This window comes from Bifidobacterium sp. LH_558, from assembly GCF_056356295.1.
The window spans coordinates 1-12602 of record NZ_JBKETZ010000006.1; the positions used below are offsets into that span (position 1 = coordinate 1).

The 12602-nt window shown below is 63.0% G+C and carries 12 protein-coding genes; 11 read left to right on the forward strand and 1 reads right to left on the reverse strand.

Going from position 1 to position 12602, the window contains the following annotated elements; genetic code table 11:
• Nucleotides 1-186: 186 nt before the first annotated feature.
• On the reverse strand, nucleotides 187-1200 hold the full coding sequence (locus AC1AV0_RS08390) for a LacI family DNA-binding transcriptional regulator (protein WP_476573004.1): 1014 nt from the start codon (nucleotides 1198-1200) through the stop codon (nucleotides 187-189).
• A gap of 280 nt (nucleotides 1201-1480) precedes the next feature.
• On the opposite strand from AC1AV0_RS08390, the gene AC1AV0_RS08395 reads away from it, so the two are divergent.
• From AC1AV0_RS08395 to AC1AV0_RS08445, 11 genes are all read left to right on the forward strand, one after another.
• Nucleotides 1481-2503 carry an L-rhamnose/proton symporter RhaT gene (locus tag AC1AV0_RS08395; RefSeq protein WP_476573005.1) on the forward strand — a complete coding sequence of 341 codons (1023 nt, stop codon included), beginning with the start codon at nucleotides 1481-1483 and terminating at the stop codon, nucleotides 2501-2503.
• Between the two features lie 61 nt (nucleotides 2504-2564).
• Entirely contained in the window at nucleotides 2565-3662 is a 1098-nt protein-coding gene (locus tag AC1AV0_RS08400) for a Gfo/Idh/MocA family protein (protein ID WP_476573007.1), read from the forward strand.
• 30 nt (nucleotides 3663-3692) lie between these two features.
• Complete coding sequence (locus AC1AV0_RS08405; RefSeq protein ID WP_476573009.1) at nucleotides 3693-4574, forward strand: amidohydrolase family protein; 882 nt, start codon at nucleotides 3693-3695, stop codon at nucleotides 4572-4574.
• 63 nt (nucleotides 4575-4637) lie between these two features.
• The gene (locus AC1AV0_RS08410; protein ID WP_476573011.1) at nucleotides 4638-4967 is read left to right on the forward strand and encodes an L-rhamnose mutarotase; all 330 of its coding nucleotides are present in this window, start codon (nucleotides 4638-4640) and stop codon (nucleotides 4965-4967) included.
• Nucleotides 4968-5021: 54 nt separating this feature from the next.
• Nucleotides 5022-5894 carry a dihydrodipicolinate synthase family protein gene (locus AC1AV0_RS08415; protein WP_476573013.1) on the forward strand — a complete coding sequence of 291 codons (873 nt, stop codon included), beginning with the start codon at nucleotides 5022-5024 and terminating at the stop codon, nucleotides 5892-5894.
• A gap of 86 nt (nucleotides 5895-5980) precedes the next feature.
• Nucleotides 5981-7120 carry an extracellular solute-binding protein gene (locus AC1AV0_RS08420; RefSeq protein ID WP_476573015.1) on the forward strand — a complete coding sequence of 380 codons (1140 nt, stop codon included), beginning with the start codon at nucleotides 5981-5983 and terminating at the stop codon, nucleotides 7118-7120.
• Between the two features lie 6 nt (nucleotides 7121-7126).
• Nucleotides 7127-8317: a CaiB/BaiF CoA transferase family protein gene (locus AC1AV0_RS08425; RefSeq protein ID WP_476573017.1), complete on the forward strand. Its 1191-nt coding sequence runs from the start codon at nucleotides 7127-7129 to the stop codon at nucleotides 8315-8317.
• On the forward strand, nucleotides 8314-9441 hold the full coding sequence (locus tag AC1AV0_RS08430; RefSeq protein WP_476573019.1) for a CaiB/BaiF CoA transferase family protein: 1128 nt from the start codon (nucleotides 8314-8316) through the stop codon (nucleotides 9439-9441). Before AC1AV0_RS08425 ends, AC1AV0_RS08430 begins: the two co-directional genes overlap by 4 nt.
• Nucleotides 9442-9524: 83 nt before the next feature.
• Nucleotides 9525-9974: a MaoC/PaaZ C-terminal domain-containing protein gene (locus tag AC1AV0_RS08435; protein WP_476573021.1), complete on the forward strand. Its 450-nt coding sequence runs from the start codon at nucleotides 9525-9527 to the stop codon at nucleotides 9972-9974.
• A 132-nt stretch (nucleotides 9975-10106) separates the two neighbouring features.
• Nucleotides 10107-11237: a 3-deoxy-7-phosphoheptulonate synthase gene (locus AC1AV0_RS08440; protein WP_476573023.1), complete on the forward strand. Its 1131-nt coding sequence runs from the start codon at nucleotides 10107-10109 to the stop codon at nucleotides 11235-11237.
• A gap of 159 nt (nucleotides 11238-11396) precedes the next feature.
• Nucleotides 11397-12590 carry a 3-deoxy-7-phosphoheptulonate synthase gene (locus AC1AV0_RS08445; protein WP_476573025.1) on the forward strand — a complete coding sequence of 398 codons (1194 nt, stop codon included), beginning with the start codon at nucleotides 11397-11399 and terminating at the stop codon, nucleotides 12588-12590.
• Nucleotides 12591-12602 lie beyond the last annotated feature (12 nt).

A 12602-nucleotide genomic window follows, 5' to 3' on the forward strand; every position in this document is an offset into this window, starting at 1 on the left:
CTGGCCACGCCCGGGATCTCCTGGATCGCGCCGCGACCGAAATACGCCGTCTGGTTGAAAATCATCCGATAGACCATTACATGCTCTCCTTTGAAGCTAGTGGTTGTGTGACTACGGCTTATGCCGCTAACTTCAAGCATAGCGCATGGATGGAAAATTGAAGAAGAAAAATGGAAAATATCTTCCTTATCGCGTCGGCGTCATTGTGCTTTCGCGGCGAACGATCTGCGTGGGGAGAATGATGTAGCGGTCCTCAAGCGCGTTGTCGCGGGCCTCGCAGACCATCTTCAGCGCCTTGCGGGCGATCAGGTCGAAAGGCTGCCTCACAGTGGTCAGCGCCGGAGAGAGGTAGGGGGAGGGGTAGGTGTCGTCGAAGCCGATGACGGAGAGGTCGTTGGGGATCGAGATGCCTCGCTCCTGCGCGGCCTTGTATAGGCTCACCGCCATCAGGTCGTCGAAGCAGAACACAGCCGTGGGCGGCTCGTCGAGTTCGAGCAGTTGGATGGCCGCGTGATAGCTGGTCTGCGAGGTGTAGTCGCCCTCCACCACCAGCCGCCGGTCCACCGGCAGTCCGGCCTTGCCCAGCGCGGCCTCGTATCCCGACAGTCGCGCGGTGGAGGACTGGCGGTCGGAGGGGCCGGTGATGGCCGCGATGCGGGTGTGCCCCAGATCGATGAGGTGTTGCGTGGCGTCGAACCCTCCTCGCCAGTTGTCGATGTCGATGCCCAGCAGGTCGTCGTTGATCTGTCCGTAGGAGTTGATGATCACATAGGGGATATTGCGTGATTCCAGCAGTTTCGCCCCCTCCTGCGGCATGGTGGACAGCAGTGTGATCACGCCCATGGGGTTGCGGTCGATGATGTCGCGGAAACACTCGTTCACATCGCCGCTTCCCTCGAGGCGGGTGACGGTGATGCCCACATGGAATTCACGCGCTTGGTAGACCAGTTCTTTGGCCAGTTCGAAGGATCCGTTGTTTTCCAGCGAGGCGATAACGAATTCGATGGAACGCGAGGTTTTGGTGCTGGCGAGGGATTTGGAATAGCCGTACTTGTCCAGCAGCTTCTCGATGGTTTTCCGCGTCTGCTCGGCGACGCCGCTTCTGCCGTTGACCACTTTGGAGACGGTGGAGAGCGAGACGTCGGCCTCTTCGGCGATCTGCGCCAGTTTGGCTTTGCGTGTGATGGTGTCCGTGCTCATATCCTCATCCTCTTCTCGTCTGCCGGTGCCGCATTGCTGCCGGAAGCTTTCGGATCGTGATGGGCGGATGCGGTGCCGTGTGGTTCCCTGTGAGTCTGGGAGATGTTCACATCATACCCGAGATTTGCGACACGCGCTTGAAAGTTTCTAAAATTGTGTATAAAGTTTAGCTGTGACCTGGCTCACACTTGGGCAGCAAGGAAGCTACGCCTCTGAAGCAAGAAAAGAGGAGCCAGGAGCAAGCGACAACTGAGTACCACACTTACACAAGGAGAAAGCAATGGTAGCTGTCGGTTTTCTTGTGCTTCTGATTGCAACGGTGTTCCAAGGAAGCTTCGGAATCTGTTTCAAGAAGTACCAGCCATTCTCATGGGAAGCCTTCTGGGCCTTGTTCTCGATTATCGGCGTGCTGCTGATGCCGCATATCTGGTGCGCCATTCTAGTGCCCGACTACTTCTCGTACCTGACCTCGACCCCGATGGTCACGCTGGTCACCGGAGCGGCCTGCGGCTTCTTCTGGGGAATCAGCTCCATCTGGTACAGCCTGGCCATCAACTACATCGGCGTTTCGCTGGTCACCGGCATCAACCTGGGCCTGTCGAACCTGCTGGGCTCGCTGATTCCGATGTTCGTGCTGGGCACGTTCCCCTCCGCCTCCTCGCTTATCCTGCTGCTGGTCGGCCAGGCCATCCTGCTGGGCGGCGTCGCCGTGCTGTCCAAGGCCGGCTTCATGAAGAACGACACTGTCAAGGTTGAAGACAAGCAGGACGCGAAGTCCAAGACGAAGTCGCTGTTCATGGTCGGCTTCATCATGGCGCTCGCATCCGGCGCCGGCTCCGCGGCCATCAACATCGGCGGCTCCTTCTCGAATTATCCGGTCAACCTCGCCACCGAGGCGGGCGTGACCCCGATGTACGCCAATCTGCTGCAGTGGCCCGTCGTGTTCTTCGGTGGCTTCCTCGCCAACTTCGGCTACGCCGTCTACAAGCTCATCAAGAACAAGACCTACACCGACTACACCAAGCCCGGCTGCCTCAAGGCGTACGGCAAGGTGCTGCTCACCTCCTTCGTCTGGTTCGCCGCCCTCGGCGTCTACGCGATGGCCACCGCCCTGCTGGGCGACTTCGGACCTGTGGTCGGCTGGGTCGCGTTCAACGGTCTTGCCCTGATCATCGCCAACCTCTGGGGCTTCAAGGACGGCGAATGGAAGGGCCATCCGAAGGCGCGCAACGTGGCGCTTATCGGCAACGCGATCATCATCGTCTCCCTGTTCGTCGTAGGCATCGCCAACGGCATGGCCTAAGCGCCGCGGCGACGCATCATCCAAACGCATACAACGCAGTATCCAAGAAAGGACCATCCACATGGCAGTCGATAACGTCTCCGCCCTCGAAGAGCTCAACTACGTTCCCGAAATGCCCGCCCATCCGCGCCCGATCGTATCCATCGCCACCGGCGGCATCGTCACCGGCTCGCATTATCCGGCCTACAAGCTCGCGGGATATCCGGTGATCGGCACCTACGACGTCAATAAGGAGGCCGCCGTCAAGGCCGCCGAAATCGCAGGCGCCGACTTCGTGGCCGACACGCTGGAAGAGATCATCGAATACGGTGAGAAGCACGACGCGGTCTACGACATCGCCGTTCCCGCCAACGCCACCGCCGACATCCTCGAGAAGCTGCCCGATGGCGCGGGCGTGCTCATGCAGAAGCCGATGGGCGAAAGCATCGAAGAGGCCCGTCGCATCCTCGAGATCTGCCGTCGCAAGAACCTCACCGCCGGCGTCAACTTCCAGCTGCGGCAGGCCCCCTACATGCTGGCGGCGCGCAAGCTGGTCAACGACGGCGTGATCGGCGAAATCGTCGACGTCGACCACCGTCTGGTCGGCACGCAGCCGTGGAACCTGTGGCCCTTCCTCTTCCCGAAGGACCGCGTCGAGATCAACTACCATTCGATCCACTACATCGACAACATCCGCAGCTTCGTGGGCGACCCGACCACCGTGTACTGCAAGACCATGCAGCACCCCAAGATGCGCGACCTCGCGCAGACCCGCACGTCGATCATCATGGACTACGGCCCGGATCTGCGCGTCAACCTGCACATCAACTTCAACCATGACTACGGCAAGAAGTACCAGGAGTCGATCCTCAAGCTCGAAGGCACCAAGGGCGCGATCCGCATCAAGCTCGGCCTGATGTACGACTATCCGGATGGCGAGCCCGACAAGGTGGAGCTGTACACCTACGAGACGGGCGAATGGCAGGACGTCCCCGTGCGCGGCAGCTGGTTCAACGAGGCCTTCATCGGCACGATGGGCGGTCTGATGAAGAAGCTCGACGATCCGTCGTACGAGTACATGAACTCCGTCGAGGACGCCTACCACACCATGTGCGTGGTCGAGGCGGCCTACCGTTCCAGCGCCGACGGCGGAGTGGCCGTGGCCGACTACGAAATCTGATCCCCTCACCACCCGCGAAAGGCACATGACATGCGTATCGTCGACACCCACGTCCACGTTTGGAACACCGATGAGTACCGGCTGCCTTGGCTCGACGGCGAAGGCCCGACGCTGAACCGCGTCTGGTCGGCCGCCGACTACCAGGCCGAGCAGCAGGGCCAAGGCGACTATTCCATCGACAAGGCCGTCTACATCGAGGTCGATATGGCCGCCGACGAGAGGCCTCGCGAGAACGCCCTCGCCGTGGAGCTCGTCGACGATCCCGTCACACCTTTTGCGGGCGCCTGCATCAGCGGCGACCTGAGCGATCCGGGATTCGCGGACTACATCCGCCCCTGGGCCGAACATCCGCAGATCAAAGGCGTGCGACAGGTGCTGCATGTGCCCTCCGCGGCACCGGGCACCTGTCTGGGAGAGACGTTCACCGACAACGTGCGTCTGCTCGGCGAGCTGGGATTGGTGTTCGAGGGATGCGTGCGCAATCCCGAACTCGCCGATCTGGCCACGCTGGCCCGCCGTTGCCCGCAGACCACGGTGATCGTGGACCATATGGGCATCGTCGATGCCGACATCGCCGGACTCGAACATCCCCAAGACGGCGACGCGGCGTATCTGGACGCTTGGAAGCGCAATATGGACGAACTGGGCAGGCTGGACAACACGGTGTGCAAGGTGTCGGGACTGAACCCGGCGCAGCCGTGGAGCGTACAGACGCTCGGCAGGGCCGTGAATGTGGCGTTCGCGTCCTTCCCCTCGGACCGGCTTATGTTCGCCTCCAACTTCCCCGTGCTGAACGTGGCGCTCACGCTCGATGAGTGGATCCGCGCCATGCTGGACATCACCGCCGATCTGGAACCGGGCGCGCGCGAGGCGTTCTTCGCATCCAACGCCGAGCGCGTCTACGGCCTGTAACCTCGTCACCCTTCCCTCCCCACCACCCATTCATCACACGACAACATCCACAAGGAGAACCCCATGAGCAACACCATCCAACGATTCGGCAGCGTGTCCCGAGCCGACGGCCCCGAAGGATACGCCAAATACAAAGCCTTCCACGCCAACCCCTTCGCGGGCGTCAACGAGATGATCAAGGCCTGCAACCTGCAGAACTACTCCATCTACTACTACGACGGTCTGCTGTTCTCCTACTACGAGTACGTCGGCGACGACTACGAGGCCGATATGGCCAAAATGGCTGCTGACCCCACCACGCAGGAATGGTGGGCGGCCGTGGTGCCGTGCATGAAGCCGTTCACCGAAGACGGGCCTTGGGTCGATATGGAGCAGGTGTACCACCTCGACTAGGTCCGCGGGCGGTAAGGACATCATTGCGCAATGTGCAAGAAAGGAGCGCACGACATGGAAGGGCTGTATGTGGCGGCCATCGTGCCATACGACGACAACGGCGCCATCGACGACGAACTCATCCGTCGGCTGGTGGAAAGGAATCTCGATGAGGGGGCGGCGGGCTTCTTCGTGGAGGGATCGAGCGGAGAATGCTTCCTGCTAACCCCCGAGGAGCGACTGCACCTGTTCGAGGTGTTCGCCGAATACAAGGACCGGTGCACACTGTTCGCCCATGTCGGCTCCTGCGGCACCGACGAAGCCGTGCGATACGCGACCGCCGCCAAGCAGATGGGCTACCAGCGCGTGGCCGCGACTCCGCCGATCTATTTCGGCTACTCGCCGGCCGCGGTCGCCTCGTACTACGACGACATCGCGTCGGCCATCGGCGAAGGCGTCTACTACTACAACATTCCGATGAACACCCATCGCACGTTGGACTTCTACAACGCGGACACCCGCGCGATGTTCGCCAGCGGGTCGATCGCCGGATTCAAGCACACCAACCTCGACCTGTATGAGATGGACCGCCTGCGCGCCATCAACCCGGATCTGAAGATCTTCGGCGGGTTCGAGAACCTTATGGTCGCGTTCCTGGCCATGGGCTGCGACGGATTCGTCGGGTCGACCTTCAACTTCACGCTGCCGCACTTCAACGCCATCATACGGGCCTTCGAATCCGGCGACCTCGACACCGCGCGCGACCTGCAGATCAGAGCCAACAACTTCATGGAAGTCATCATGCGTGAGGGACTGTTCCCCTCGATCAAGCACGCGATGACGGCGCGCGGATTCGACGTGGGCGAAGTGCGCAAGCCGTTCCTGCCGCTCGGCGCCGAAGCCGCCGCCCGAGTGGACCGCGCGATCGCCGACAACCTCATCGGCTGACCTCGCGACCATCATCAACCATCCGCGCCGGCGGAGTCCTGGCTCCGTCGGCCTCCAACCCACAGACATCCAAGAAGAGAGGCGATATGTCTGTACAACTCAAAGGCATCACGTGGGGCCACAGCCGTGGCTTCACCTCCATCGTGGGCATCACCCAGCGCTACGCCGAACTGCACCCCGGATTCGACATCACCTGGCACAAGCGGTCCCTGACGGAATTCGAAAGCAAACCCATCGACCAGTTGGCCGCCGAATACGACCTGCTGATCATCGACCATCCATGGGCGGGATTCGCCGCGGCACACAATGTGCTGCTCCCGCTCGACGAATGGCTCGACGCCGACTACATGGCCGACCAGCGCGCCAACTCGGTCGGCCAGTCGTGCGCCAGCTACGACTTCGACGGATTCCAAAGCGCGCTCGCCATCGACGCCGCCTCGCCGGTGGCCGTGTGGCGACCCGACCGACTGCCGGCCGGCGATGTTCCGTCGACCTTCGACGACGTGCTTGAGCTGGCGAAGCAGGGCGTCGTGGCCTTCGCCGGCACCCCGCAATACCTGCTGATGGATTTCATCGGATTGTGCAACACCGCCGGCGGCCGTCTGTTCGCGCCGGGGGAGGAGCATGTCGTGGACCGCGCCACCGGTGTTCAGGTGCTCGAGGACATGCGCCGTCTGGCCAGGCTCTGCGATCCGGCCGTGTTCGAATGGAGCACCATCGAACTGCACGAGCAGCTCGCCAAGTCGGACACGCTCAGCTACTGCCCGTGGGTGTACGGCTATGTGAACTATTCGCGCCGCGGCTACGCCGACCATGCGCTCAAAGCGGGCAACGTGCCGACATACGCCGGCAGGCTGGTCACCGGCGTGCTCGGCGGCACCGGCCTGGCCATCTCCGCCGGCACCCAACATCCGCGCGAAGCCGCCGATTTCGTCGCATACGCGGCGTCCGGCGAGGTGCAGCGCACCCTGTTCGCCGATAACGGCGGCCAGCCCGGGCACCGCGCCGCATGGCTGGACGAGGAGTGCAACCGCACGACGCTCGGTTTCTTCGCGGACACGCTGGAAACCTTGGACGCGAGCTACATGCGTCCACGCTACAGTGGATATCTCACCTTCCAAGACAACGCGGGCGGGTTCATCCAGGACTTCGTGCGCGGCGACGGCGCCGCCGAGGCCGTGCTCGACCAGTTGGATGCCTTGTATGTGCGTTCGCGCGAGCAGTAAGGAGCAATGATGAAACCGCTTGAGGGCATGGTGGTCCTCGACTTCTGCCAGTATCTCGCCGGCCCGTCCGCCGCGATGCGTCTGGCCGACCTCGGCGCGCGCGTGATTAAAATCGAGCGTCCCGGAGTGGGAGACGGATCCAGGCGTCTGGCGTTGGAGGGACTGTGGTCGGATGGCGACGCGGTCAACTTCCACGCGATCAACCGCAATAAGGAAAGCGTCGCGCTGAACACGAAAGATCCGGATGACCTCGCCAAAGTGAAGCGGCTGATCGCCCAGGCGGATGTGCTGATCGAAGCCTTTCGTCCCGGTGTGATGCAGAAGATGGGACTGGGTTACGACGATGTCAAGGCGTTGAATCCGCGTCTCGTCTACGGTTCGGTCAGCGGCTACGGCGCGGTGGGCCCTTGGGTGGGCAAACCCGGACAGGATCTGCTGGTGCAGTCGCTGTCCGGTCTCGCATGGCTTAACGGCGATGACGGACAGCCGCCTATGCCCTTCGCTCTGTCCCTCGCGGACTCCTACACCGGCGTGCATCTGGTCGAAGGCATCCTCTCCTGCCTGATTCGCCGTGAGACCACCGGCGAGGGCGGTCGCGTGGAAGTCAGCCTGCTGTCGTCGATTCTCGACATGCAGTTCGAAGTGCTCACCACCTACCTCAACGACGGACGCCGCGCGCCCCAACGCAGCGCCTACCACAACGCGCATGCCTATCTGGCCGCGCCGTACGGCATCTACGAGACGGCGGACGGCTATCTGGCGCTCGCCATGGGGTCGGTGAGCCGTATCGGCGAGCTGATCGGCTCCGCCGCGGTGGCAGCCCGCACCGACGAGGCCGAATGGTTCACCAAACGCGATGAGATCAAACGCGAGATCGGCGAGGCGCTGCTGGGCGACACCACCGACCATTGGCTGTCGCTGCTGGAGCCGGCCGGCGTCTGGTGCTCCGACGTGTACACCTGGGAGCGGCTGGTCGCCTCCGATGCGTTCAAAGCTCTCGACTTCATCCAGGATGTCGCGCGCGAAGGCGACCCCTCGCTGTTCACCACACGCTGTCCGATACGCTTCCTCGGCGAGGAGCGTCCGTCCTCGAAGCCGGCTCCGCGGTTGGGCGCCGACACCGAACGGATCGTCGCCGAATTCGGACTCGACACGAACGTGAAGGACGCGAACGCGCAGGAAGGAGCGGTGCGATGAAACCGTTGCAAGGCGTCAAAGTGTTGGATCTGAGCCAGTTCCTTTCCGCGCCCTCGGCCACCCTGCGACTGGCCGACCTAGGTGCCGAGGTGCTGAAAATCGAACGGCCCGGAGGCGGCGACATCTGCCGATCGCTGTATATCTCCGACTGCGTGATCGACGGCGACAGTTCGCTGTTCCACGCGATCAACCGCAACAAGAAGGCCATCGCGCTCGATCTGAAGGATCCAAACAGTCGACCCGTGCTGGAGAGGCTGGTGCGCGAGGCCGACGTGATGGTCGTCAACTACCGCCCGGGCGTGGCCGACCGCATCGGCGTGGGATACGACGCCATGACGGCAATCAATCCACGTCTGGTGTACGGCGAGGTGAGCGGCTATGGCGAAGACGGGCCGTGGAACAGTAAACCCGGGCAGGATTTGCTGGCCCAAGCGCTGTCGGGAATCTGCTGGCTGAACGGCAACGCCGACCAACCGCCAACCCCGATGGGACTGTCGGTGGCCGACCTGTTCGCGGGGCAGCTGCTTGTCCAAGGCGTGATGGCCGGCCTGTTGCGCGCCAAACGCACCGGCATCGGCGCGCATGTGCACGTCAGCCTGTTGGAGGCGTTGCTGGACATGCAGTTCGAGGTGCTCACCACCTACCTCAACGACGGACGTAAGCTGCCGCAACGCAGCGCCGTCAACAACGCCAACGCCTACATCAGCGCCCCATACGGCATCTACGCCACGGCGGACGGCTATCTGGCGCTCGCCATGATCCCCATTCCCCGGCTCGGCGAGCTGATCGGATGCGAGCAACTGCTCGGATACACGGATCCGGACGACTGGCATCGCAAGCGCGACGAGATCAAACGGGTGCTGGTCGATCACCTCGCGGGCGAAACCACCGCCCATTGGCTGTCGATTCTCGAACCCGCGGATGTCTGGTGCGCGGATGTGTACACCTGGGACACACTGATGGGCACGGAGGCGTTCCAGGCGCTCGACATGGTGCAGGAGGTGCGTCGTCCCAACGGTGTCACCATCGCCACCACCTGCTGCCCGATCCGCATCGACGGCGAACGATACAAGGGCGGTCCGGCGGCTCCGACCATCGGGCAGAACAACGCGGAATACCTGTGACGGCGCGGCATCGCCGCACAGCATCCCAATAGAACGCATGGGCGGGGTGTTCCCGCCCACACCATTTTAAGAAAGGAAGCATCATGGCAGAACAGACATTGTATTTCGAGGATTACGAGCTGGGCAGCACGCGCGTGACCGGCGCCCGCACCATCACCGAAGCGGATTTCGTGATCCACGCCGGGCAGACCGGCGACTTCTTCCCCCACCATATGGATGCCGAATTCGCCAAAACCACCGAATTCGGGCAGCGCATCGCCCACGGCACACTCACCTTCAGCGTGGGCGTCGGCCTGACCGCATCGTTCGTCAATCCGGTGGCCTTCTCCTACGGCTATGACCATTTGCGCTTCATCAAGCCGGTGTTCATCGGCGACACCATCCACACGGAGGTGACCATTCACGAGAAGAAGGACTCGCCCAAGCACGCGGACCAAGGCGTCGTGACCGAGCGTCTCGCCATCATCAACCAGCGTGGGGAGACCGTGATGGTGGCCGACCATCTGCTGATGTGCCAGAAGAAAGCCGCCTGACGCCGCGTGCAGCTGGGCGACGTTCCACGTAACGGGCACCGGTTTCGCGTATCGCACCCCATCCATTAAGGTGGGGTGTTCGTATACGCCCGTGCGTATTCCATACATTCGCAAGCAGAGAGGAGAGTCGGCATGGCAGCATTGCGCGGTCCGGATAGTTCCGAAGACGATCGTCGCTTGGGGGAGCAGGCCGTCTTTCCGGAGACGGTGGACGTCAACATCCGTCAGCTCGACCCGATTCCCGCGCCCCGCGCGTTTCTGAAGGAGCTGCCGCTCACCGACGAGATGAGCGAGCTGGTGCTGCATTCTCGCCAGGAGATCCGCGATGTGCTGCACGGCCGCGACGACCGTCTGCTGGTGATCGTCGGCCCCTGTTCGATCCACGACCCCAAGGCGGCGCACGAATACGCCGAAAAGCTCGCCGCCGTCAAGCGCGAGCTTGAGGATCGTCTGGTCATTGTGATGCGCGTGTATTTCGAAAAGCCGCGCACCACCATCGGTTGGAAGGGCCTGATCAACGATCCCGACCTCGACGGCCGCTTCAATATCCGCAAAGGCATGTGGATGGCGCGCAAAGTGCTCACCGACGTGCTCAGCCTGGGCCTGCCGACCGCGACCGAATGGCTCGACCCGATCACCCCGCAGTACATCTGCGATCTGATCAGCTGGGGCGCGATCGGCGCGCGCAATACGGAAAGCCAGGTGCACCGCGAGCTCGCCTCCGGCCTGTCGATGCCGGTGGGATTCAAGAACTCCACCGACGGTTCCATCAAAGCGGCGGCCGATTCCTGCTTCGCGGCCGCGTTCGAGCATCATTTCCTGTCGATCAACCTCGACGGCCGTGTGATCTCCGCCGAAACCAAGGGCAATCCCGACTGCCATCTGGTGCTGCGAGGCTCCAGCCACGGCCCCAACTATGACGCCGCGTCCGTGGCGGAGGCCTTGGAGTCGCTGAAGGCTTCGAAGGCGGGCGGTCCCAGCGAGCATGGTTTGGTGATCGACGCCGCGCACGGCAACTGCGGCAAGGATGAGGTGCGCGAGGCCGAGGTGGTCGAGGAGATCGCCGAGCGCGTCGCCACCGGCGAGCGGGGCATTCTCGGCGTGATGATGGAAAGCTTCCTGGTCGCCGGCAATCAGAAGCCCGCGCCGCTCGACCAGCTGGTGTACGGCCAGTCCGTTACCGACTCCTGCGTGCCGTGGGATCGCACGTCCGAACTGCTGTACAAGCTGGCCGACGCCGTCACCGCCCGTCGCGCCCTCTGATCTGCGGTTCTCCACCGAAAGCGCTCCGGCCCATCCGCCGCGCCCTATGCCGGCCTGCGGATGATGATTCGCCGCCTGGCTTGAGTTTGAAAACCGACCCCGTTTCCCGCGCGGAACGGGGTCGGTTATTCTTGGGAGAGAACCAAGGAGAGTAAGACTATGCAGCCGAACGACAAGCCTCGCGACATCGCCGAGGACCTTCGCGTCATCAAGCAGGCGATGGACGAAGGCAAGAATCCGCTAGTCGCCACCGACGTGCCCCGCTGGGAGGATATGGTCGGCGTCAACCGCATTATCAACCGCCGCGTCATCGAGCTCGAGCCGCTGCCCACGCCCGCGCAGGTGCTTACCGACATGCCGTTGGACGAGGCCGCGCAGCAGATCGTCTCGTATTCGCGCGACGAGATCCGCGCCTGCCTGACCGGCATGGACGACCGCCTGCTGGTGATCGTCGGCCCCTGCTCCGTGCATGATCCGGCCGCCGCGCTCGACTACGCCCGCCGGCTGGCCAAGCTGAAGGACGAGCTCGACGAGCATCTGCTTATCGTGATGCGCGTGTATTTCGAGAAGCCGCGTACCACGGTCGGTTGGAAGGGTCTGATCAACGATCCCGACATCGACGGCAGCCACAATATTCGCAAAGGCCTGTTGCTGGCCCGCCGCATCCTGCTCGATGTGCTGGGCTGCGGGCTGGCCGCCGCCACGGAATTCCTTGAGCCCACATCGCCGCAGTTCATCGCGGACGCGGTCAGCTGGGGTGCGATCGGTGCGCGCAATACGGAAAGCCAGATCCACCGCCAGCTCGCCTCCGGCCTGTCGATGCCGGTGGGATTCAAAAACGCGACCGACGGCTCGGTCAAGGCCGCGGTCAACGGTTGCTATTCCGCCGCGCAACGGCATGCGTTCTTCGGCATCGACCATAAGGGACGCGCCTGTTCGATCCAGACGCTCGGCAATCCCGACTGTCATGTGGTGCTGCGCGGCTCCATCCACGGTCCCAACTACGACGCCGCGTCCGTGGCGGCCGCGATGGACGACATCCGTGCGATGATGCCGGCCGACTGCGCCGCCTCGCATGGCGTGATCGTGGACTGCTCGCACGGCAACTCCGGCAAGGACGAGCATCGTCAGGCCGAAGTGGTGCGCGACATCGCAGGCCGCATCGCCGCCGGGGAGCGCGGCATCACCGGCATCATGATGGAAAGCTTCCTCGAGGGCGGCAACCAGCCCGCCGCGCCATTGAAGGAGCTGGTGTACGGCAAGTCGATCACCGACAAATGCATCAGCTGGGCCGACACGGCAGACCTGCTGCGCGAACTCGCCGAAGCCGTCGCCACCCGCCGCTGGAGCTGACGTTGCGCGATT

Bases quoted from the DNA above. Each gene is read 5' to 3' on its own strand.
- AC1AV0_RS08430 (WP_476573019.1), top strand. From the start codon at position 8,314: ATGAAACCGTTGCAAGGCGTCAAAGTGTTGGATCTGAGCCAGTTCCTT.
- AC1AV0_RS08410 (WP_476573011.1), top strand. From the start codon at position 4,638: ATGAGCAACACCATCCAACGATTCGGCAGCGTGTCCCGAGCCGACGGC.
- AC1AV0_RS08390 (WP_476573004.1), bottom strand. From the start codon at position 1,200: ATGAGCACGGACACCATCACACGCAAAGCCAAACTGGCGCAGATCGCC.
- AC1AV0_RS08395 (WP_476573005.1), top strand. From the start codon at position 1,481: ATGGTAGCTGTCGGTTTTCTTGTGCTTCTGATTGCAACGGTGTTCCAA.
- AC1AV0_RS08405 (WP_476573009.1), top strand. From the start codon at position 3,693: ATGCGTATCGTCGACACCCACGTCCACGTTTGGAACACCGATGAGTAC.
- AC1AV0_RS08400 (WP_476573007.1), top strand. From the start codon at position 2,565: ATGGCAGTCGATAACGTCTCCGCCCTCGAAGAGCTCAACTACGTTCCC.
- AC1AV0_RS08435 (WP_476573021.1), top strand. From the start codon at position 9,525: ATGGCAGAACAGACATTGTATTTCGAGGATTACGAGCTGGGCAGCACG.
- AC1AV0_RS08415 (WP_476573013.1), top strand. From the start codon at position 5,022: ATGGAAGGGCTGTATGTGGCGGCCATCGTGCCATACGACGACAACGGC.
- AC1AV0_RS08440 (WP_476573023.1), top strand. From the start codon at position 10,107: ATGGCAGCATTGCGCGGTCCGGATAGTTCCGAAGACGATCGTCGCTTG.
- AC1AV0_RS08420 (WP_476573015.1), top strand. From the start codon at position 5,981: ATGTCTGTACAACTCAAAGGCATCACGTGGGGCCACAGCCGTGGCTTC.
- AC1AV0_RS08445 (WP_476573025.1), top strand. From the start codon at position 11,397: ATGCAGCCGAACGACAAGCCTCGCGACATCGCCGAGGACCTTCGCGTC.
- AC1AV0_RS08425 (WP_476573017.1), top strand. From the start codon at position 7,127: ATGATGAAACCGCTTGAGGGCATGGTGGTCCTCGACTTCTGCCAGTAT.